The organism is Nocardiopsis sp. NPDC007018, assembly GCF_040635075.1.
GTDB lineage: Bacteria > Actinomycetota > Actinomycetes > Streptosporangiales > Streptosporangiaceae > Nocardiopsis.
Window position 1 is genome coordinate 1 of the sequence record NZ_JBEYHA010000029.1, and the last position, 21,419, is coordinate 21,419.

At 69.5% G+C, this 21,419-nt stretch carries 19 protein-coding genes and 2 tRNA genes; 4 read left to right on the forward strand and 17 right to left on the reverse strand.

What is annotated here, in order from left to right; genetic code table 11:
* Positions 1-64 precede the first annotated feature (64 nt).
* The 4 genes from ABZ635_RS17035 to ABZ635_RS17050 all read right to left on the reverse strand — a co-directional run bounded on the left by ABZ635_RS17035 (position 65) and on the right by ABZ635_RS17050 (position 6,030).
* Positions 65-1,429 (reverse strand): hypothetical protein, encoded by a 1,365-nt coding sequence (locus ABZ635_RS17035; RefSeq protein ID WP_357765650.1) that lies wholly within the window; start codon positions 1,427-1,429, stop codon positions 65-67.
* 90 nt (positions 1,430-1,519) lie between these two features.
* On the reverse strand, positions 1,520-2,938 hold the full coding sequence (locus ABZ635_RS17040; RefSeq protein ID WP_357765653.1) for a hypothetical protein: 1,419 nt from the start codon (positions 2,936-2,938) through the stop codon (positions 1,520-1,522).
* A gap of 139 nt (positions 2,939-3,077) precedes the next feature.
* Positions 3,078-4,487: a hypothetical protein gene (locus ABZ635_RS17045; protein ID WP_357765656.1), complete on the reverse strand. Its 1,410-nt coding sequence runs from the start codon at positions 4,485-4,487 to the stop codon at positions 3,078-3,080.
* Positions 4,488-4,674: 187 nt separating this feature from the next.
* Positions 4,675-6,030, reverse strand: a complete 1,356-nt coding sequence (locus ABZ635_RS17050) for a hypothetical protein (RefSeq protein ID WP_357765659.1) — start codon at positions 6,028-6,030, stop codon at positions 4,675-4,677.
* A gap of 255 nt (positions 6,031-6,285) precedes the next feature.
* On the opposite strand from ABZ635_RS17050, the gene ABZ635_RS17055 reads away from it, so the two are divergent.
* Positions 6,286-6,996, forward strand: coding sequence for a DUF305 domain-containing protein (locus tag ABZ635_RS17055; RefSeq protein ID WP_357765662.1), 711 nt, complete (start codon positions 6,286-6,288; stop codon positions 6,994-6,996).
* Between the two features lie 126 nt (positions 6,997-7,122).
* Here the strand turns inward: ABZ635_RS17055 and clpX are convergent, their stop codons facing one another.
* The 5 genes from clpX to ABZ635_RS17080 all read right to left on the reverse strand — a co-directional run bounded on the left by clpX (position 7,123) and on the right by ABZ635_RS17080 (position 12,024).
* Complete coding sequence (gene clpX, locus ABZ635_RS17060) at positions 7,123-8,403, reverse strand: ATP-dependent Clp protease ATP-binding subunit ClpX (protein ID WP_357765665.1); 1,281 nt, start codon at positions 8,401-8,403, stop codon at positions 7,123-7,125.
* A gap of 288 nt (positions 8,404-8,691) precedes the next feature.
* Positions 8,692-9,348, reverse strand: coding sequence for an ATP-dependent Clp protease proteolytic subunit (locus ABZ635_RS17065; RefSeq protein WP_017545193.1), 657 nt, complete (start codon positions 9,346-9,348; stop codon positions 8,692-8,694).
* Between the two features lie 56 nt (positions 9,349-9,404).
* A complete protein-coding gene (locus ABZ635_RS17070; protein WP_357765670.1) occupies positions 9,405-10,022 on the reverse strand; it encodes an ATP-dependent Clp protease proteolytic subunit in 618 nt (205 codons plus the stop codon).
* Between the two features lie 247 nt (positions 10,023-10,269).
* Entirely contained in the window at positions 10,270-11,721 is a 1,452-nt protein-coding gene (gene tig / locus ABZ635_RS17075) for a trigger factor (RefSeq protein WP_357765672.1), read from the reverse strand.
* 228 nt (positions 11,722-11,949) lie between these two features.
* Positions 11,950-12,024 (reverse strand) — tRNA-Pro (locus tag ABZ635_RS17080).
* 118 nt (positions 12,025-12,142) lie between these two features.
* Between ABZ635_RS17080 and ABZ635_RS17085 the strand changes: the two genes are divergently transcribed.
* Positions 12,143-12,216 (forward strand) — tRNA-Gly (locus tag ABZ635_RS17085).
* A 229-nt stretch (positions 12,217-12,445) separates the two neighbouring features.
* On the opposite strand, the gene ABZ635_RS17090 is transcribed toward ABZ635_RS17085, so the two are convergent.
* The gene (locus ABZ635_RS17090) at positions 12,446-12,802 is read right to left on the reverse strand and encodes a hypothetical protein (protein WP_357765675.1); all 357 of its coding nucleotides are present in this window, start codon (positions 12,800-12,802) and stop codon (positions 12,446-12,448) included.
* 215 nt (positions 12,803-13,017) lie between these two features.
* Here ABZ635_RS17090 and ABZ635_RS17095 point away from each other — a divergent pair, with 215 nt between their 5' ends.
* Positions 13,018-13,521, forward strand: a complete 504-nt coding sequence (locus ABZ635_RS17095) for an adenylyltransferase/cytidyltransferase family protein (protein WP_357765678.1) — start codon at positions 13,018-13,020, stop codon at positions 13,519-13,521.
* A gap of 108 nt (positions 13,522-13,629) precedes the next feature.
* Positions 13,630-15,492, forward strand: a complete 1,863-nt coding sequence (locus ABZ635_RS17100) for an ABC transporter ATP-binding protein (RefSeq protein ID WP_357765680.1) — start codon at positions 13,630-13,632, stop codon at positions 15,490-15,492.
* Between the two features lie 37 nt (positions 15,493-15,529).
* Here the strand turns inward: ABZ635_RS17100 and ABZ635_RS17105 are convergent, their stop codons facing one another.
* From ABZ635_RS17105 to ABZ635_RS17135, 7 genes are all read right to left on the reverse strand, one after another.
* Entirely contained in the window at positions 15,530-16,156 is a 627-nt protein-coding gene (locus tag ABZ635_RS17105) for a (2Fe-2S) ferredoxin domain-containing protein (RefSeq protein WP_357765682.1), read from the reverse strand.
* Positions 16,157-16,192: 36 nt separating this feature from the next.
* The gene (locus ABZ635_RS17110) at positions 16,193-17,062 is read right to left on the reverse strand and encodes a M23 family metallopeptidase (RefSeq protein ID WP_357765684.1); all 870 of its coding nucleotides are present in this window, start codon (positions 17,060-17,062) and stop codon (positions 16,193-16,195) included.
* Between the two features lie 59 nt (positions 17,063-17,121).
* Positions 17,122-17,328: an antitoxin gene (locus ABZ635_RS17115; RefSeq protein ID WP_357765687.1), complete on the reverse strand. Its 207-nt coding sequence runs from the start codon at positions 17,326-17,328 to the stop codon at positions 17,122-17,124.
* Positions 17,329-17,405: 77 nt separating this feature from the next.
* Positions 17,406-18,746 carry a magnesium transporter gene (gene mgtE, locus ABZ635_RS17120; protein ID WP_357765690.1) on the reverse strand — a complete coding sequence of 447 codons (1,341 nt, stop codon included), beginning with the start codon at positions 18,744-18,746 and terminating at the stop codon, positions 17,406-17,408.
* A gap of 268 nt (positions 18,747-19,014) precedes the next feature.
* A complete protein-coding gene (locus ABZ635_RS17125) occupies positions 19,015-20,118 on the reverse strand; it encodes a PP2C family protein-serine/threonine phosphatase (RefSeq protein ID WP_357765693.1) in 1,104 nt (367 codons plus the stop codon).
* A 503-nt stretch (positions 20,119-20,621) separates the two neighbouring features.
* Positions 20,622-21,089, reverse strand: a complete 468-nt coding sequence (locus tag ABZ635_RS17130; RefSeq protein WP_357765696.1) for a ribose-5-phosphate isomerase — start codon at positions 21,087-21,089, stop codon at positions 20,622-20,624.
* A gap of 98 nt (positions 21,090-21,187) precedes the next feature.
* Complete coding sequence (locus ABZ635_RS17135; protein WP_357765699.1) at positions 21,188-21,334, reverse strand: hypothetical protein; 147 nt, start codon at positions 21,332-21,334, stop codon at positions 21,188-21,190.
* Positions 21,335-21,419 lie beyond the last annotated feature (85 nt).

The following is a 21,419-nucleotide window of genomic DNA, read 5'->3' on the forward strand; positions in this document are numbered from 1 at the left end:
TACCCTACCCCCCGCTCTTCCGATCGGGGGCCGGGGAGAGCCTCCCCGGCCCCGTACCGCCGGTCTACCGTCCGGGACGGTAGACCGGCTGGGTCTGCGGGTTGAACTCCTCGTACCTCACGCGCTCGGCCGCGCGCAGGCGCGGGTCGGTGAGCTTGAGGACGTCCAGCCCCCGGTCGATGTCGGACGAGTACACGTAGCCGTTGTAGTAGTACGTCGACCACGTGTCGTTGTCCTGGATGCCCGGCTCGACCCGGGAGTCGGCGTCGAAGTAGCCGATCTCGCGCGGGTTGGCCGGGTCGTTGAAGTCGATCACGGAGATCCCGCCCTGGTACCAGGACTGCACGAAGTAGTCCTGGCCGGGGACCGGGATCAGCGAACCGTTGTGCGCCACGCACACCTGGTCGCCCTGGTGGCGGTCGATCTTGAAGTAGCTCGCGAACTCCAGCGAGGAGTCGGCGCCTTCGCCGTCGAGAGTGTAGATGGCGTTGGCGCCGCGCTCCGGCCCGATCTCCTCGGTGCACGTGGGCGCGCCGCCGCCGCCGAGCTCGTCGGTGAACAGCACCGTGCGGGCGTCGTTGGTGAAGGTCGCCGAGTGCCAGAACGCGAAGTTCTCGTCCTGGACCACCTCGGTGACGACGGGGGCGGCGGGGTCGGAGATGTCCATCAGGACGCCGTCACCCATGCAGGCGCCCGCCGCCAGGTCCTTGGACGGGAACACCGTGATGTCGTGGCAGCCGGAGGTGGTGCGGTGGCCGCCATCGGGGAACAGGACCGGCTCGTTGACCAGGGCGGCCTCGTCCGGGGCGTCGAGCGGCACCTCGATGACGCCGATCTTGTCGTGGGGCGGTTGGCAGTTCGGGAAGGTGGCCGAGGGCGAGTACGAGGACACGTACACGTACTCGCGCTCCGCGTCGCCCGGGACGAGGGTCAGGGTGTGCGATCCGCAGTCGGTGCGCACCGCCGACACGTACTGCGGGTTGGCCTTGTCGGAGATGTCGAAGATCCGGACGCCCTCGAAGCCGTTCGGGTCGGTGACGGGCACCGCGGGGGCGCCGCACTCGTCGTTGGCGCGCGGGTAGTCGACCGCGAAGTACAGCAGGTCGCCGCTGACCGCGACGTCGCCCTGACCGCCCGGGCAGAGCACCTCGGAGACGATCCTGGGGTCCTCGGGTTCGGAGATGTCGTAGATCACGAAGCCGTCGTAGTTGCCGCCGATGGCGTAGTCGCCGGTGAACGCCAGGTCCGAGTTGGTGTTGCTGACCGCCGCCGGCTTGGGGACGTTGGCCACGTGCTGGACGTTGTCGCTGGAGATCGCGTCGGAGGGCGGGGTGTCGGCTGAAGCCGCCGCCGGGCCGAGGAGCCCGGCGAACAGGGTGGCGGCGGCCGCCGTCGCCACTGCGGCGACGCGGCGCGGGGAGGTGCGCATGGGTCTGCCTTTCCTGGTGGGGGCGGGGGTGGGAACAGCGCGCGGGGTGCCGCGCGTGGCTCGCGCGGCACCCCGGTGCGTCATGGTCGGCTACCGTCCGGGACGGTAGACCGGCTGGGTCTGCGGGTTGAACTCCTCGTACCTCACCCGCTCGGCCGCGCGCAGGCGCGGATCGGTGAGCTTGAGGACGTCCAGGCCGCGGCGCATGTCCGAGGAGTAGACGTGGCCGTTGTAGTAGTACGCGGACCAGGTGCTGCCGTTCTCGACGTCCGGGTCGATCCGGTTGTCGGGGTCGAAGTAGCCGATCTCACGGGGGTTGCTGAGGTCGTTGAAGTCGATGACCGACACGCCGCCCTGGTACCAGGACTGCACGAAGTAGTTCTTCCCCGGAACGGGGATGAGCGACCCGTTGTGGGCGACGCAGGACTGCTGGTCGCCCTGGTGGCGGTCGATCTTGAAGTAGCTCGCGAACTCCAGGCTGTGACCGCCGTCCGGGGTCGTGTCCAGGGCGTAGATGGCGTTGGCGCCGCGCTCCGGGCCGATCTCCTCGGTGCAGGTGGCCGCACCGCCGCCGCCGAGTTCGTCGGTGAACAGCACCGCGTCACCGTTGTTGGTGAAGGTGGCCGAGTGCCAGAACGCGAAGTTGGTGTCCTGGACGACCTCGGTCACGACCGGGTTGACCGGGTCGGAGATGTCCATGATGATGCCGTCGCCCATGCAGGCCCCGGCGGCCAGGTCCTTGGACGGGTAGACGGTGATGTCGTGGCAGCCCTCGGTCGGCCGGAGCAGGCCGGGCTGGTCGTGGTTGCCGCCGTCCGGGAACAGGACCGGCTCGTTGACGATGGCGGCCGCACCCGGGTCGTCCAGGGGGACCTCGATGATGGCGATCTTGTCGTGGGGCGGCTGGCAGTTCGGGAAGGTGGCCGAGGGAGCGTAGGAGGAGACGTAGACCAGTTCGGTGTCGGGGTCGGCGTTGGGCACGAGGGTGAGGGTGTGCGATCCGCAGTCGGTGCGCACCGCCGACACGTACTGCGGGTTGGTCTTGTCGGAGATGTCGAAGATGCGGACGCCCTCGAAGCCGTTCGGGTCGGTGACCGGGACGGAGGGGGCGCCGCACTCGTCGTTGGCGCGCGGGTAGTCGACCGCGAAGTACAGCAGGTCGCCGCTGACGGAGATGTCGCCCTGGCCGCCGGGGCAGAGCACCTCGGAGACGATCTTGGGGTCGGCGGGTTCGGAGACGTCGTAGATCACGAAGCCGTCGTAGTTGCCGCCGATGACGTAGTCGCCGGTGAACGCCAGGTCCGAGTTGGTGTTGCTGACCGCCGCCGGCTTGGGGACGTTGGCGAGGTGTTCGACGTTGTCGCTGGTGACGCTGTCGGAGGGCGGGGTGTCGGCGTATGCCGCCGCCGGGCCGAGGAGCCCGGCGAACAGGGTCGCCGCCGCGGCGAGCGCGACGGTCGTCGCGCCGCGCAGGCCGCGACCGGCCCGTGACGGGGGAGCTGCGGGCATGGTTTCTCCAGATCGTAGGGGGACGGGGGCTGGGGGGCGGGACGCGGCGGGGCCGTGACCTTCGGGCCACGGCCCCGCTCTCTCTCCCGTTTGCCCTGGCTCCCCAGGAGGAGCCACCGGGAGAGGTTCGTGGCGCGCGTCAGCGGCCGGGTCGATAGCTCGGCTGTGACTGGGGGTTGAACTCGTCGTAGGTGACGCGCGCGGCGGAGCGCAGGCGCGGGTCGTCGAGCCGGATCACGTCGAGGCCCCGGGTGATGTCGGAGGAGTAGACGTGGCCGTTGTAGTAGTACGCGGACCACGAACCGCCCAGGATCAGGTTGTCCTCGTCGATCGGGGCCCGGTCGAAGTACCCGATCTCGCGCGGGTCGGCCGGGTCGTTGAAGTCGATGACCGACACGCCGCCCTGGTACCAGGACTGTACGAAGAAGTCCTGGCCGGGAACGGGGATCAGCGACCCGTTGTGTGCCACGCAGTTCTCGGTGGCGCTCTGCACGCGCGGGATCTTGTAGTAGCTCTCGAAGTCGAGCGCCGGTGCCCCGGTGGTGCCGCCGACGGTGTAGATGGCGTTGGCTCCCCGCTCCACCCCGTAGTCCTCGGTGCAGATGGCGCCGCCACCGCCGCCGAGCTCGTCGGTGAAGATCACGGTGCCCGCGTCGTTGGTGAACGTGGCGGAGTGCCAGAAGGCGAAGTTGGTGTCCTGGACGACGTCGGTGACCACGGGGTTGGCGGGGTCGGAGATGTCCATCAGGATGCCGTCGCCCATGCACGCACCCGCCGCGAGGTCGCGCTCGGGGTAGGCGGTGATGTCGTGGCAGCCGGTGGTGTTGCGGTTGCCGCCGTCGGGGAAGAGCACGGGCTCGTTGACCACCGCGGCCGAGGAGGGGTCGGCCAGGGGGATCTCGATCACCGAGATCTTGTCGTGCGGCGGCTGGCAGTTCGGGAAGTTGGCGGAGGGCGAGTACGAGGAGACGTAGACGTAGTCGCTCTCGCCGTCCTTGCCGGGCACCAGGGTGTTGGTGTGCGAACCGCAGTCGGTGCGCACGGCCGCGACGTACTGGGGGTTCGCCTTGTCGGAGATGTCGAAGACGCGGATGCCCTCGAAACCGTCCGGGTCGCTGGTGGGGACCGCCGGGGCGCCGCACTCGTCGCTGGCCCGGGGGTAGTCGACGGAGAAGTAGACGAGGTCGCCGCTGACGGATACGTCGCCCTGGCCGCCGGGGCAGAGCACCTCGGAGACGACCGTGGGCTCCTCGGGCCGGGAGATGTCGTAGACGACGAAGCCGTTGTAGTTGCCGCCGATGGCGTAGTCACCCGTGAAGGCGAGGTCGGTGTTGTAGTCACCCATGGCCTCGGACTTCGGGACGTTGGCCACATGGGTGACGTTCGCGCTGGTCTCGGCGTCGCTCTCGAAGGGAATCCGGTCCGCCGAGGCGGCCGCCGGGCCGAGGAGGCCCAGGGTCAGGGCGGCGGCACCGGCGAGAGCGAGGCCGATGGTGCCGCGGCGGTACTGGGGGCGTCTTGACGGGGAGGGGGCGGGGGACGACGCCATGCGTACTCCTGGTTCCTAATGGAGCGAAACAGGAAGAACGTACACAGTTCAACATCAATATGTATAGAGGGAAACAAAAGAAACATGGTTGTTTACACGGTGTCGAGTCGACCCGATCCCGCTACGCACCGTGTCGAGGACGGCCCGTTCCGGGTGCGGCGGCGCGCGGCCGCCGCACCGGGACGGATCAGTCGGGGAGCTCCGGCTGGGACTGCGGGTTGAACTCGTCCTGCCGCACGGATTCGGCGCCGGCGAACCGGGGGTCGGTGAGCGCGAGGACGTCGAAACCGCGTTCCATGTCGGACGAGTAGACATGCCCGTTGTAGTAGTAGGCGGACCACGATCCGGCCGTGCGCAGCTGCGTCGGGTGGAACGGCCCCCGGTCGAAGTGGCCCACCTCGACGGGCCGGTCCGGGTCGTTGAGGTCGATGACCGACACCCCGCCCTGGTACCACGCCTGGACGAAGAAGTCCTGGCCGGGAACGGGGATCAGCGACCCGTTGTGCGCCACACAGTTCTCCGTATCGGACTGGTGCCGCGGCAATTTGTAGTAGCTCCGAAATTCCAGTTCAGGGCTTTCCCCGCTCGTGTCCAGCGCGTAGACGGCGTTGGCACCGCGCTCCGGTCCGATCCGCTCGTTGCAGGTCGCCGAGGAACCCGAGCCGAGCTCGTCGGTGAAGACCACGTTCCGGGCGTCGTTGGTGAAGGTCGCCGAGTGCCAGAAGGCGAAGTTCTCGTCCTGGACGCGCTCCACCACCTCCGGCCGGAGCGGGTCCGTGATGTCCAGCAGCAGGCCGTCGCCCAGGCAGGCCGCGGCGGCCAGGCCCCGGGCCGGGTAGGCGGTGATGTCGTGGCAGCCGGTGGTGGTCTCGTGCCCGCCGTCCGGGAAGAGCACCGGCTCGCTGACCACGGCCGCGTCCTCGGGAGCGTCGTGCGGCACCTCGATGACGGTGATCTTGTCGTGCGGCGGTCGGCAGTTCGGGAAGGCCTCCGACGGCGAGTACGAGGACACGTACACCACGTCGCTGCGCCCGTCCGCGCCGGGCACCAGGGTGTTGGTGTGCGAACCGCAGTCGGTGGGCACGGCGGCGACGTACTGGGGGTTCGCCTTGTCGGAGATGTCGAAGATCCGCAGCCCCTCGAACGCGTCGGCGTCCGTGGCCGGGGCGGAGGGCGCGCCGCACTCGTCGCCGGCCCGGGGGTAGTCCACGGAGAAGTACAGCAGGTCGCCGCTGACGGAGACGTCGCCCTGGCCGCCGGGGCACACCACCTCGGCGACGATCCTCGGGGCGGCGGGCTCGGAGATGTCGTAGACGACGAATCCGCTGTAGTTGCCCCCGATCGCGTAGTCGCCCGTGAAGGCGAGGTCGGAGTTGGGCGACCTCCCCATCGACTCGGGTTTGGGCACGTTCGCCAGGTGCACCACTCCCCCGCTGGTGGTCACCCCGTCGTCGGCGCCGGCGCTCGGAACCGCGAGCCCGGCCAGCGCGACCACCGAGGCGGCCGCGACGGCCCCACGTCTGCGTCCCGTTCCCGAAGCCATACGCCCCCACCCCCGAAAACCACCCAAAGACGCCAGTTGACTACTTTGGGTTGTACCTGCACGAGCACGCACAAGCCAGACGAAACGCCGAGAACGGACAGCTCAGAGGCGGCGCGCGGCCGGACACGGCCGCGCCGACGGACCCCCGAGACTGGACAAAACACCCTTCGAGTGAGTAGAAAACCCGCAGGACGTCGGGTCAGCCGACAACGGCGGGCACCCGGCCCGCCCGCCCCCACCCCTGGAGGAGACCTCGTGCGTCGCCTGGCACTCGCAGCCGGAACCGCCCTCGTGTTGCTCGGAGCCGCGGCCTGTACCGGTGACGAGGGTGAACAGTCCGCCAACGTCATCGCGCCCGGTGCTCCCGGCGAGTCCTCCACCCCCGCCACAGCCGACCAGATCGCCGCGCTCGCCGAGGAACAGGGCCACAACGAGGCCGACGTCACCTACCTGGTGAAGATGATCGAGCACCACAGGCAGGCCCTGGAGATGACCGACCTGGTCGAGGACCGCTACGAACGGGACGGCATCGAACGCATCGCCGACCGCATCTCCGCGGCCCAGGGGCCCGAGATCTCGGCCATGGAGAGCTGGCTGGAGGTCAACGTCTTCGGCCCGGCCAGGGAGAACCCGGCGCACCAGAACTTCTGCGGCCTGGAGGGCGACGGCAGCCACCACGCCGATGACGACGAGGTCGTGGCCTGCGATCTCCAGGTCGACCACGACGACATGGAGGGCATGGTCTCCGACGAGGACATGGGCCGCCTCGCCGAGGCCGAGGGAGACGACTTCGACCAGCTCTTCGTGGAGCTCATGACCGCCCACCACGCGGGCGCGGTGACCATGGCGGAGGAGGCCATGGCCGAGGGGAAGGACCAGGAGGTCCTGCGCATGGCCAACGACCTCATCGCCGAGCAGAACACGGAGATCGCGCGCATGGAGAAGGTCCTCAAGGGCGAGGAGTGACCGCGGGCCCCGGGGCCGCCCGGGGATCGGCCGACACACCGGGGGCGCCCTCCCCCACGGGAAGAGCGCCCCCAGACCTCACCAGACCTCCCCCACGGACCCGTGGGCCGACGCGGGAGGTGCGGCTCAGGCCGACTTCTCCTGGCGGTCGTCGTCCGCCTCCAGCTGGGCGCGCGGCACGATCGTCGGGTTCACGTGCTGCTCCACCGACTCGCGGGTGATGATCACCTGGCCGACGTCCTCCCGGCTGGGCACCTCGTACATCACCGAGAGCAGGACCTCCTCGATGATCGCGCGCAGGCCCCGGGCGCCGGTCCCCCGGATGATGCCCTGCTCGGCGATCGCCTCCAGGGCGTCCTGGGTGAACTCCAGCTCGACGTTGTCCAGTTCGAACAGCCGCTGGTACTGCTTGACCAGGGCGTTGCGCGGCTCGGTGAGGATCTGGATCAGCGCGGCCTTGTCCAGGTTGTGCACGCTGGTGATCACCGGCAGACGGCCGATGAACTCCGGGATCATCCCGAACTTCAGCAGGTCCTCCGGCATGACCTCGCCGAACAGGGCGGTCCCGGCCATCTCGCTCTTGGGCCGCAGCACGGCGTTGAAGCCCATGCCCTGCTGCCCGGTGCGGGACTCGATGATCTTCTCCAGCCCCGCGAAGGCGCCACCGCAGATGAACAACACGTTGGTGGTGTCGATCTGGATGAACTCCTGGTGCGGGTGCTTGCGGCCGCCCTGCGGGGGCACGCTCGCGGTGGTCCCCTCGAGGATCTTCAGCAGCGCCTGCTGCACACCCTCGCCGGAGACGTCGCGGGTGATCGACGGGTTCTCGCTCTTGCGGGCGACCTTGTCGACCTCGTCGATGTAGATGATGCCGGTCTCGGCCTTCTTGACGTCGTAGTCAGCGGCCTGGATCAGCTTCAGCAGGATGTTCTCGACGTCCTCGCCCACGTAGCCCGCCTCGGTGAGGGCGGTGGCGTCCGCAATGGCAAAGGGGACGTTGAGGATCTTCGCCAGGGTCTGCGCCAGCAGGGTCTTGCCCGAACCGGTCGGCCCCAGCAGGAGGATGTTCGACTTGGCGATCTCGACGTCCTCGTCCCCGGGACGGTCCGTCTCCGAACGCACTCTCTTGTAGTGGTTGTACACCGCCACGGAGAGGGCCTTCTTCGCCTGCTCCTGCCCGATCACGTACGAGTCGAGGAAGTCGAAGATCTCCCGGGGTTTGGGAAGGGAGTCCCACGTGAGCTCAGTGGCGTCGGCGAGTTCCTCTTCGATGATCTCGTTGCACAGATCGATGCACTCATCGCAGATGTACACGCCGGGGCCAGCGATGAGCTTCTTCACCTGCTTCTGGCTCTTACCGCAGAATGAGCACTTCAGCAGGTCCCCGCCGTCGCCGATGCGTGCCACCCAGCCACTCCTCAAAACTAAGGCCGCCCCGTTACGGGCGTGCGCGGCGCCGAACGGACGGAAGGACTCGACTCCCGTGTGATCGTTCGCGACCGGCCAGCCACGAACGGGGCGATCTGTGTGTCGCTCTCCGCCAGACTAAGCGAAAAACCGGACCGGCTTCACCACCGGGCTGTCCCAGGCGGGTCAGAAACCGGTCCGGTGAGTACTTCGGGGCGCCGGATTCCCCTCCGGGACCGCCGCGTGAGCGAGGCGGTCCCGGCCGGGGAGGTCCGACGACCGGTGTCCCTACTTGAGGGAGGCCTTGCGGTAGGGCAGGACGAAGTCGATGAGACCGTACTCCACGGCCTCCTCGGCGGTGAGGATCTTGTCCCGCTCGATGTCCTTCGAGACCTGCTCGTGGGAGCGCCCCGTGTGCTTGGCCAGAGTGGTCTCCAGCTGCGTGCGGATACGGGTGATCTCGTTCGCCTGGATCTCGATGTCGCTGGCCTGACCGTGCATACCCTCGGTCGCGGGCTGGTGGATCATCATCCGGGCGTTCGGGAGGGCACCACGCTTGCCCTTGGTGCCGCCCGCCAGCAGGATCGCGGCGGCCGAAGCGGCCTGTCCGATGCACACCGTCTGGATGTCGGGGCGCACGAACTGCATGGTGTCGTAGATCGCCATGAGGGAGGTGAAGGAACCGCCCGGCGAGTTGATGTACATCTGGATGTCCCGCTCGGAGTCGAGCTGCTCAAGGGTGATGAGCTGGGCCATCAGGTCGTTGGCCGAAGTGTCGTCGATCTGGACGCCGACGAAGATGATCCGCTCTTCGAAGAGCTTGTTGTACGGATTCATCTCCTTGACGCCGTACGACGTACGCTCCACGTAGGACGGCAGGACGTAGCGGCTCTGGGGAGCCATCGAGGCCGCGCCGCCGATGAGACTGGGGTTGAACTCGGTCATTTCACGCCTTCCACGCACTGCGCCGATTCATGGACTGGGCCAGGTGCTCTGGACTGTCAGCTGGTCACGTCGAGGGTGCCCTCGAGCACCTCGTCGATGAAGCCGTACTCCTTGGCCTCCTGAGCCGTGAACCAGCGGTCCCGGTCGGCGTCCTTCTCGATCTGTTCGACCGTCTGCCCGGTGTGCTCGGAGATCTTCTGGATGAACATCTTCTTCACGTAGAGCAGCTGGTCAGCCAGAATCCGGATGTCGGAGGCGGTACCCCCGATGCCACCGGACGGCTGGTGCATCATGACGCGGGTGTGCGGCAGCGCGTAACGCTTGCCGGGCGCACCGGCGCACAGGAGCATCTGGCCCATCGACGCGGCCATACCGATACCCACGGTGCGCACGTCGTTCGGGATGTACTGCATGACGTCGTAGATCGCCATACCCGCCGTCACGGAACCACCCGGCGAGTTGATGTACATCGTGATGTCCCGCTGGCGGTCCTCCGCGGACAACAGCAGGAGCTCACCGACGAGGCGGTTGGCGATGTCATCGTCGACCTGCTGGCCGAGGAACACGATTCGCTGGCGCAACAGGCGCTGAGGCGTCTGCTCAATAAAAGGGGAAAGCTGCGGATCCGACGTACGAGCGTCGAATCGCTGGGACTCATCAAAGGTCGGCGGCACTCTCGTCACCTGCTCCGGAATCGAAACGGTTGCGATACAGCGACACTAACGCCGACGGACGCCAGGCTCGTCCGGATACCGTCCCTGTTCGCTTTGAGCGCAGGGTGGGCCCGGTCGGGAACACACCCCTTCTCCTGACAGCGAACATCCCGCCGCAGGTGGAAGGGAAGGGGCCCCGCCCCACCCTGAGCGGGTCGGACGGGGCCCCTGGGAGCCGTGGCGCCTCGCGGCACCGTGAAGCCTCGGACTACTTGGAGTCGGCCTTGTCGGCGTCCTCGTCGGCCTGGGCGGCCTCGGTGGCCTCCTCGGCCTGGTCAGCCTCGGCGACCTCGGCGGAGGCGGCGGCCGCGGCCTTGACGGCCTCGGCCAGCGCCTGGTCGTCGGTGGCCTCGACGATCTCCTGCTCGACGACGTTGCCGTCCTCGTCGGTCACCTTGGCACCGGCCAGGACCAGGTCCATGGCCTTGCCGCGGACGACCTCGGTGAAGGCCACGCGGATCTGGTTCGACTCGACCAGGTGCTGGGCCAGCTGGTCCGGGCTCACACCCATGCGCTGGGCCTGCTCGAACACGTACTGGCTGAGCTCGCCCTGGTCGGCGCTCAGGTCCTCCTGGAGGGCCAGCTGGTCGAGGATGAAACCGGCCTTGACCGCCGAGTTGGCGCCGGTCTTCAGCTCCTCCTCGAACTCCTCCTCGGTCTTCTCCTGCGACTCGAGGTAGGCCTCCTTGGTCAGACCGCTCTGGGCGAGCTGCTGCTCGAGGCTCTGGCGACGGCGGTTGATCTCCTCGTCGACGACCGCGTCGGGGAGCGGGATCTCGACGGACTCGATCAGCTTCTCCAGCGCCTTGTCACGGGCGGCGGACAGCTGCTGCATGCGACGCACGTCGGCCATGCGCTTGCGCACGTCCTCGCGCAGCTCGTCGATCGTGTCGAACTCCGAGGCCAGCTGGGCGAACTCGTCGTCCAGCTCGGGCAGCTCCTTCACCTTGACCGTGTGCACGGTGACGGTGACGTCGGCTTCCTTGCCCTCGTGCTCGCCACCGACGAGGGTGGTCTTGAAGGTGGCCTCGCCACCGGCCTCCATGCCGCGCAGGGTCTCGTCGAGGCCCTCCAGCATGGTGTTGGTGCCGACCTCGTAGGAGTAGCCGCTGACGGCGACGTCCTCGAGCTTCTCACCGTCGATGGCGGCGACCAGGTCGATGGAGAGGTGGTCACCGTCCTCCACGGGGCGGTCGGCGCCGACCAGGGTGGAGAAGCGCTCGCGCAGGGTGCCGATCTGCTCGTCGACCTGCTCGTCGGTGACGGTCGCGTTGTCGACGGTCACCTCGATGCCCTTGTAGTCCTTCACCTCGAACTTGGGCCGGATGTCGACCTCGGCGGTGAAGGCGAGCTGGTCGTTGTCCTCCAGCTTGGTGACCTCCACGTCGGGCTGGCCGAGCGCGAAGATCTCCTCCTTCTGGATGGCTTCGTTGTAGAGCTCCGGAACGGCGTGATTGACCGCTTCGCTGATCACCGCGCCACGTCCGACGTAGCGGTCGATCAGCCGCGCCGGCGCCTTGCCCGGGCGGAAGCCCTTGATCCGAACCTGCTTCGCGAGCGACTTGTAGGTCACGTCGAAAGCGTGCTCGAGCTCCTCGAAGGGCACCTCGATGGTCAGCTTGACCCGGGTCGGGCTGAGCTCCTCGACATCGGTCTTCACGGGGCGGTACTCCTAGGTTTGCCGGCTGGTGTCCGCGTCGGCCCGCAGGCGCACCACACGAACGGCGAATGCACGCGCGCACCCCCGGTCAGTGGTGACCACGTTCCGTCGGGGTGCCCTGCGACGGGCTGGGACTTACAGTTTCCTGCTGATCGCACCAAGTCTAGGGCAGACAGACAGGGGGCCACGGCGCACGGCCCTGTGGCCGAACCGCCGCGGACGGTTTCGTCGGGGTGGCGGGATTCGAACCCGCGGCCTCATGCTCCCAAAGCATGCGCGCTAACCAAGCTGCGCTACACCCCGTCACCCGGCGCGGACACACCTCACCGAAAATCGGGTGTGCGACCAACGCCCCGGAGACGGTACTGTTGTCTCCGTCGGCTCCACGAGTCTAGAGGAAACTCAAGGGCTCCGATGCCACGCGGGCGTAGTTCAATGGTAGAACCCCAGCCTTCCAAGCTGGTCATGCGAGTTCGATTCTCGTCGCCCGCTCCACTCGAAGCGAGCTGTGTGCCTCACGGCACCAGCTCGCTTCGCCGTTCCACCCGGGGGACGACCCCCACACCCCCGACCCACTCGAAGCGAACCGTGTGCCTCACGGCACCGACTCGTTTCGCCATCCCACCCGGGGGACGACCCCCACACCCCCCGCGCCCGTCCGACGGGGCTCCTCACACCAAGCGGGCCGACGCGCTCGATGCGCACCGGCCCGCCGCCGACTCCCTCAGAGGAACGGCCGGAAGGACTGGAGGAAGTGCGGATCGGGTTGCGCGTCCTCGACCGGACGGGGCTCCTCACGACCAGGCTCGACGCGCTCGGCCACGGTGACGCGGAAGTGGAAGTCGGTGGTCGCGCCGTCCACGTTCACCAGGTACTCGTCCGGGGAGATCCGGTACACCTGCCGGTCCCGCTCCGACCACGGGTTGGCGGGAAAGTGCGCCGCGGTGAGCCTCAGCGCCTCCTCCCGGGCCTGCTCGCGGTCGTCGAAACTGGCATTGCGCGCCCCCGCCGAGGGAGCCGTACCCCAGCGCAAACGGTCACCGCTCCCCCGGACCTCCTCGATCAACACGGTCCACGCCATGGGCACCCCTTTCTCTCGAACCCGCTTCCCGTGATGGGACTCACCCAGCGAGGGCGGAGTTTTCGGTGACGTGGGCCACACCCACCGAACACGATTCGGCTCCGCCCCCGCCACGAGGCGGAATACCGGACTCCAGCGGGTACGTTGACCTTTCGGGCGGACCCGCCGGCGCGGCCCGGTGCGGCGCCCCAGCGGTTCGGTGAAACGGGGGCCAGATGACGGACGCGGACGGCACGGACGAGCAGGCGACACCGCTCGACCTGCTGTGGTTCCAACGACCGGAACCGCAGGAGGGGCCGGTCGTGGTGACCGGCGTCTTCGACGTCCTGCACGTCGGACACGTGCGCTTCCTCCAGTCGATCGCCGCCCGGGGGCTCCCCCTCGTCGTGGGCATCGAGTCCGACGAGCGCGTACGCGCCTGGAAGGGGCCCGGACGCCCGGTCAACCCCGCCGAGGAGCGCGCCGAGACCATCGCCGCCCTGGCCTGCGTCGCCGGTGCCTTCGTCATCGAGGGCCCGCCCACGGTCGCCGACTGGGCCGCCTACGCGGACCTGCTCCGCCCGCTCTCCCCCGCGGCCCTGGCCTTCACCGCCGGGGACCGCTACACGCAGGCCAAGATCCGGGGCGCCGACGCCCTCGGGGCGCAGGCCTGGGAGCTGCCCTTCACGCCGGGCCGCTCCACGACGGCCGCGCTCGGCCGTCTCGCCTCCTCGCTCTGACCGCCCCGCGCCGACGTCCCTCCTCCTCCCACAGCCGACCGGGAAGCAGCTCACCCGCTCCGGTGTTGACGCATGGGTGGCGAGTGGTGAACGGAAACGAGGCTGTGGATGATTTCAGGGAGGCCCTCCTACAGGGCACTGGTCAACGACGGGAGCGCACGGGGGCAGGAACTGCCTCCGGGGACCACCAGGCGCGTGATGTCCTACGCGACACCGCACTGGCGGCCGATCCTGCTCTTCCTCGCGGTCACCGCGGTGGGAGCGGCCGTGGTGGTGGCCAACCCCCTGCTGCTGCGGGCCATCATCGACCAGGGCATCCTGCCGGGGAACACCTCGGTGGTGGTCTGGCTGGCGGTCGCCGCGGCGGTGCTGGCCCTGCTGGAGGGCGTCATCACCCTGACCGGCCGGTGGCTGTCGTCCCGGATCGGTGAGGGCGTCATCTACCTGCTGCGCACCCAGGTGTTCTCGCACGTGCAGCGGATGCCGATCTCCTTCTTCACCCGCACGCAGACGGGTTCGCTGATCAGCCGCCTGAACACCGACGTGGTCGGCGCCCAGCGGGCCATCACCTCGGTCCTGCAGTCGGTGGTGTCGAACCTGATCAGCGTGGTGGCGGTGCTCATCACGATGCTGGCGCTGTCCTGGCAGGTGACCCTGCTGGCTCTGGTCCTGGTGCCGCTGTTCGTCCTCCCGGCGAAGCTGCTGGGCCGCAGGCTCGCGAACATCTCGCGCGAGGCCATGGACAACAACGCCGCGATGAGCTCGCTCATGACCGAGCGGTTCAACGTGGGCGGGGCCATGCTGGTCAAGCTCTACGGCCGCCCCGACGAGGAGACCAGCGCCTTCTCCGACAAGGCGGCCCGGGTGCGCGACCTCGGGGTGCGTCAGGCGGTGATCGGCGGCCTGCTGTTCACCATGCTGGCCACGATCACGGCGCTGGCCATGGCGATGGTCTACGGCGTGGGCGGTGTGCTCGCGGTGGACGGTTCGTTCGAGGTGGGCACCCTGGTGGCGCTCACCACCCTGCTGGCCCGGCTCTACGGGCCGATCACCACGCTGTCCAACGTGCACGTGGAGATCATGACGGCGCTGGTCTCCTTCGACCGGGTCTTCGAGGTGCTGGACCTGGAGCCGCAGATCAAGGAGAGCCCGGACGCGAGGCCGCTGCCCGACGGCCCCCTGGGGGTCGAGTTCGACCGGGTGTCCTTCCGCTACCCGGGCGCCTCGGAGACGTCGGTGGCGTCCCTGGAGCTGACTCCGCAGGCGGAGGCGTCCGACGACACCCAGGTGCTGAGCGGGGTGTCCTTCCGTGCCGAACCGGGGCGGATGGTGGCGCTGGTGGGCCCGTCGGGAGCGGGCAAGTCGACCCTCACGCACCTGGTGTCGCGGCTGTACGACCCGAAGGAGGGCGCGGTGCGGATCGGAGGCCTCGACTTGCGCGAGACCACCTCCGACTCCCTGCGGGAGGCCGTCGGGGTGGTGACGCAGGACGCGCAGCTGTTCCACGACACGGTGGGCGCGAACCTGCGCTACGCGCGCCCTGGGGCGACCGACGCGGAGCTGGAGGAGGCGCTGCGGATGGCGCGGCTGGGCGGGCTCCTCGACCAGCTGCCCAACGGCCTGGACACCATGGTCGGCGACCGGGGGTACCGGCTGTCGGGCGGCGAGAAGCAGCGCCTGGCGATCGCGCGGCTGCTGTTGAAGGCCCCCTCCGTGGTGGTCCTGGACGAGGCCACGGCGCACCTGGACTCGGAGTCCGAGGCCGCGGTGCAGGAGGCGCTGTCGGTGGCGTTGGAGGGCCGGACCTCGCTGGTGATCGCGCACCGGCTGGCCACGGTGCGGGAGGCGGACCAGATCCTGGTGCTGGAGGACGGCCGCATCCTGGAGCGCGGCACGCACGAGGAGCTGCTGGAGGCGGGCGGCCTGTACACGGCGCTGTACCGCACGCAGTTCGCGTCCCAGTCGGGTTAGGGGGCGGGGCGGTTCTGTCGATCGGCGGGGCCGCCCCTCACTCCCGGCCGGGCCGCTTCCCCGCCTTCTCCTTCTTCGGGCCCTTCCGCTTCTTCTTCTTTTCGGACTTCCCGGACCGCTTGCCGCCCTGGTCTTCCTTGGCGGCCTTCCCGTCCCCTCCGCGCTTGCCCCCGCCCTTCCCGGCCTTCGTGCCCTTCCGTGACTTCGTGTCCTTTTCGGCCTTGTCGGCCTTCTTGGCCTTCTTGGCCTTCTTCCCCAGCTTGGCCTTCTTGGCCTTCTTCCCCTTCTTCGGCTTCTTGGCGTCCTTGGAGGTCACGTGGTCCTCCAGGAGCGCGGGGAGCGGGGCCAGGCCGGGACCTCCCTGGAAGATCCAGTCGTCGAGGGCCTCCAGGAGGCGGTCCTCGGTCATCCGGCCCAGCCAGACGGGGCGTCCTCCGGCCGCGCGGCCCTCGTGGGAGGGTTGGACGACAACCACGTTGGCCTGGAAGCAGATGCCCAGGCACGTGCTGGTGCGGACCGGAACCCGGCGGGCGGCGTGGTCGTCGATGGCTCCGAGGCGGGCGAGCTGCGCCGCGTGGTCGACGCCGGGCACCTTCTTACGCGTGCCGCAGCAGCAGCCCCGGCAGACCGTGAGCTTGCAGGGCGCCCCCTCGACCGCGCTCACCGCACCTCCCCGTCCGGACCGCGTGACGTCGTCCCCTCATGTCCTGGTTCCAGGGTATTCCCGCGGAACGACCTCCTCACCAGCGAGGACAGTGCCCGGTCCGGTCACCTCGACGGGGCGCCAGGTCTCGGGCAGCCCCTCGTCCTCCGGGTCCGCCGCCTTCCAACCGGGCCCCCAGACCATCGGCAGCCCGGCGGCGAAGAGCGGGTGGGGCCGGTCCATCAGCTGCACCCGAACCTGGGGTTCGGTACACGCCCCGGAGTTGCCGCACGCGGCGACCGGCTGGCCCGCCGCCACGACGTCGCCCGGGGCCACCACGGCCGAGCCCCGGCGCAGGTGGCCCAGGAGCACGTACGCACCGCCGACGTCGATGACCACGTGGTTGCCCATGAGCCCCGAGGGCCCGCGCAGCTCGCGCAGGGTGTTCTCCACGACGGCCCCGAACAGCCACGGCCAGGAGTTGCGGCTGCGGTGGTCGCGCTGTCGGTCGTGCACCCTGACCACGGTGCCGTCGGCCGGGGCGTACACGGGGGCGCCGAACGCTGGGAAGTCCTCCGGCGGGCGGCTGAGCGGCCGCCAGCCGATGTCCGGCCGGGTGCCGTCCTCGGCGACCAGACCGAGCGCGTGGGTCTGGCCGTAGGCGTGGGTCCCCTGGCTGGGCACGTGGTCGACGGGGCTGGTCAGCGGCATCCAGCGCCCCCGCACCGGCGGGGCCAGCACCCTCGGCGCGCATCTGGGGGTACCCAGCCTCAGGTGCACCGCGAGCGCCACCACCAGCAGGGTCGCGCCCACCCACCAGGACAGGCCGAGGTATCCGGCCAGGAGGGCGGCCATGGCCGCCCACATCAGGGGCATGCGCAGGCGGGCGAGGAGCCGGGGCAGCAGACGCGGAACGGGCGAGACCATGCCCCATTGTGGGCCGGTCTCCCCCGTTCCGCGCCACGGTCCCGGGTCCCGAGCGGGTCCTACTCCTGGTCCCGCTTGTTCTCCTGTGCGCGTTTGCGCAGGTAGTCGGTGGCGGCCCCGGCGCCCTTGTCGATCTTGTCGTCGTGGGCCCCACCGGTCGCCTTCTTGGCGGCGTCGGCGACCTTCCCGACGACTCCCTCGGCCTTGTCGGCGTGGTCGTTGACGGCCTTCTTGAGCCGGTCGAACGTGTTTCCGCTGTCGGACATGGAACCCCCTAGACGTGTCCGGTCTGATGATGCGATACCCGTTTCACCTGGACTTCAAGCGAAACGTCCGTCACGGTTCACAGCCCCAGCACCATGCGGGCCACCGAGAAGTAGATGAGCAGACCGGTGGCGTCCACGAGGGTCGCGACCATCGGCGAGGAGACCACGGCGGGGTCCACCCCCACCTTGCGGGCGAGCAGGGGCATCGCCGATCCGATGATCGCCGCCCAGGTGCAGATGGCGATCACCGACAGGGCGACCACCACGGCGATGTCCGCGCCGACCAGAACCGACCCGATGACGAGCGCGATCCCGGCGAGCATCACGCCCAGGAGCAGGCCCACCCGGCTCTCCTTCCAGATCACCGACGGCAGGTCGCGCACGCGCACCTCCCCGACCGCGAGGGCGCGCACGATGGCCGTCGCCGACTGGGCTCCCACGTTGCCGCCGGTGCCGATGAGCATCGGAACGAACATCGCCAGCGCCGTGACCTCCTCCAGGGTGGCCTCGTACACCTGCATGACGTTGACGGTGAGGGTCGCGGCGACGATGAGCAGCATGAGCCACACCGAGCGGGCGCCGACCAGGCGCAGCACCCCGACGGACACGTAGTGGTCGTCGATGGGGCTGGCACCGGACTGGCGGGCCATGTCCTCGGAGTCGGCCGCCTCGATGACCTCCAGGGCGTCGTCGAAGGTGAACAGGCCGACGAAGCGGTCCTCCGAGTCCACCACCGGCAGGGAGACGAGGTTGGCCTCCTGGATGAGCCGGGCGGCGTCCTCGACCGGTTCGCTCACGCTCACCCGGGGCGCGAGGACGTCGACCAGGTCCTTGAGCACGCGGTCGTCGTCGCTGACGACGAGGTCGCTCAGGGTGATGGTGCCGACCAGTCGGCGCCCGTCGCTGACCACCGGGAGCGTGTAGATGGTCTCGGCGTCGGCTCCCTTGGCGCGCACCACCTCCAGGGCGCGGCCCACGGTGAGGTCCCGGTGCAGGATGACGGTCTCCGGCGTCATGTGCCGGCCCACCGAGTCCTCCTCGTAGCCGAGGAGCGCGGCGGTCATCTTGCGTTCGGCGGAGCTCAGCCCGGCCAGGGCCCGGGTGGCGATCTTGGCCGGGGCCTCTCCGATGAGGCGGGCCCGGTCGTCCGGGTCCATCTCCTCCAGGATCTGGTGGAAGTCGGGGGCCCGCAGGCCGAGGAGGATGGCCTGCTGCTGCCCGGGGTCCAGTTCCTCGAAGACCTCCAGCTCGCGGTCCTTGTCCAGGAGCCGGAAGGGGATGATCGCCTCGCTGCTGGACATGCGGGCCAGTTCGTCCGCGATCTCGTGGGGCCTGTGTTCGGCCAACCAGAGCCTGATGCCGGTCAGGTCGTTCGTCTCGACCAGGTCCGTGAGTTCTTCAGCGCGCTCGCCGTCCATGCGAAGCACCCCCTTGCGTCTCCATCGCCCGGCGGGCACGCCCGCGGGGCCGCGAATTCTGGGAAGTCCGGGTCCTGGGGACCGGTCCGGCCCCTCGTCACTGGTGTGGTGGTCCGTGCGGGCGTCGGCGCCCAGGGGGCGGAGAGGGCGAGCACGGGGGTCCGTGAACGGGTACGAAGACCTCGTACCGGGGTCGGGGAACATGTCGACCCTACCCCCAGGAGGGGCCGGGGACGCTCACCCGGGCCGGTGGGCGAGCGGTCGGGGGTCAGGTCCGCCAGAGCACCACGAGGGCGCAGTCGTCGTTCTTGTCCTTGCTGAGCGTGTCGACCACCTCGCCCGCTCCGGTGGCGAAACCCTGTGTGACCAGTGTGTCGGCGGCTCCGAGAAGCCGGTCGATACCCGCGTCGAGGTCCTCGCCCGGCGTCTCGATGAGGCCGTCGGTGCACAGCATGATGGCGTCGCCGGGCCGGAGCTTGCCCTGGACTGAGGTGTAGGTCATCTCGGGGATGACACCGAGGACCACGCCCTTGGCCTCCGTGGTGCTCCACACCCCGCCACCGCCGTCGAAGTGCAGGGCGGGCGGGTGCCCCGCGGAGGCGACCTGGTACTCGCCGGTCTCGGTGTCCACGCTCAGGTGGACCGCGGTGACGAAGCCCTCCCCGCCGCTGTTGCGCATGAGGTAGTCGTTGCAGTGGGCGAGGAAGTCGGCGGCGGGGACCGCGCCGATGAGCCCGCTGAAGGCGCCCGAGAGCATCAGCGCGCGGGTCCCGGCGTCCACCCCCTTGCCCGAGACGTCGACGACGGCGACGTCGAGCCGGTTGCCGCGGCGGTTGGAGACGACGAAGTCGCCGCCGAAGGAGGAGCCGCCCGCCTGGCGCAGGACGGCGGTGCGCCCCCAGCCGTCGGGGACCGGGGGGAGCCTCCCCTGGTCGCGGAGGCGGTCGCGCAGGTCCAGCAGCATCATCTCGCCGCTCAGGCCCTGCACGCCGAGGCGTTCGCGCACGCCGGACAGCAGGTAGGACAGGACTCCGGTGACGCCGATGGTGACGACGAGCCCCGGGCCGACCTGGCCGAAGTCGAGCATGTAGGCCACGAACAGCAGGACGGCGACGACCACGCCGAGCAGGAAGGCGAGGCTCTTGCGTTTGAGCAGCAGCCCGCCCGCCAGGACGGTGAGGATGGTGGAGCTGGGCGGGAACCAGCCGGCGGGACCCCACACGGCGCCCACGCCGATGCCCACGGCGATGGCCACCAGGGTGATGAGGACGAGGCGGTAGCGGAAGAGCACCTTGCGCCGGAGCACCGCGACAACGCGCTGCACGGTGGATCGCAGCAGTCGGGTGGCCCTGGCGGTCGGTGTGGGGTTCATTGATCCTCTAGGCTCGGCACGCCCGCTCACCCGCGGGACTCACTCCTGGTCGTGGTAGGGCACACCGGCGCGCTCTCGGTCGCGTTCGGGGGCCTGGTCGGGGTCGGCGGAGGGGGCGCTGTGTGGGGGCACGGCCCGGGTCGCGGAGGCTGGTTCCGCCGAGGGGCGGGCACCGATGGACGCGGACAACACGGTGTCTCGGACTACGATGGCCCGCCGCTGTGCACGAACTGTAGCGCTTGGGGTGCTGGCCTGGCACGTACTACCAGCGGCGATCCGCCCCATAACCCCGGGTTTGGGTTCCGCCTAAACCCGGGCGCGCGGGGTCGGACTCGGGCACCCGTAGGGGAACTTCCCGGCGATGTCCGGAACTCACCCCTCTCCCGGACACCGCTCCCGGGCCGGGTGTGTCCCGGACGTACCCGGGCAAGCGTCCGCCCCCGGGCGCGGGGCGCGCGGGGGCGGACCAACGGTCCCGCGCCGGAGCGGGACCACGGACGGGGTTACGGAAGCGGGGGGAGCTCGCCGGTGCTCTCGTAGTCGCTCAGCATGGCGATGCGGCGGGTGTGCCGCTCCTCGTCGCTGTACGGGGTGGCCAGGAAGACCTCCACGAACCGGGTGGCCTCCTCCAGGGAGTGCATCCGACCGCCGATGCCGAGCACGTTCGCGTCGTTGTGCTCGCGCGCCAGCCTGGCGGTGTCCTCGCTCCAGGCCAGGGCGGCGCGGACGCCGGCGACCTTGTTGGCCGCGATCTGCTCACCGTTGCCGGAGCCGCCGATCACGACACCCAGGGAGCCCGGGTCCTCGGCGACGCCCTCGGCGGCGCGCAGGACGAAGGGAGGATAGTCGTCGACCGCGTCGTAGACGGCCGGTCCGGCGTCCACGACCTCGTGGCCGTTCTCCTTCAACCAGGAGACGAGGTGTTCTTTGAGCTCGAAGCCCGCATGATCTGATCCAAGGTAAACACGCACGTCACCAGTGTGACAGCTCCCGGGAACAGAAGAAGCCGCGCCCCTCGCCGACCGTGGGGCCGGTGCTGGGCGCGGCGCGCGTCGTGCCGGTCGCGGGTTCAGGCCCCGGCGGCGGCCGCCGCGACGCTCAGACCGAGGGCGGCGAAGCCCGCCATCGACAGGATCGCGATCAGGTTGTACACGAGGATCGACTTGAGGTCCTTACTGAGGGGACCTGCCTTGGAGACCGCGGGCTTGTTGCTCAACTCACACCTCGATTGGTTTCGACCAGGGGATGACCAGTCGGAATCTTTCCACACGGCACAACGCGCGCGTCACCGGGTCCGATTC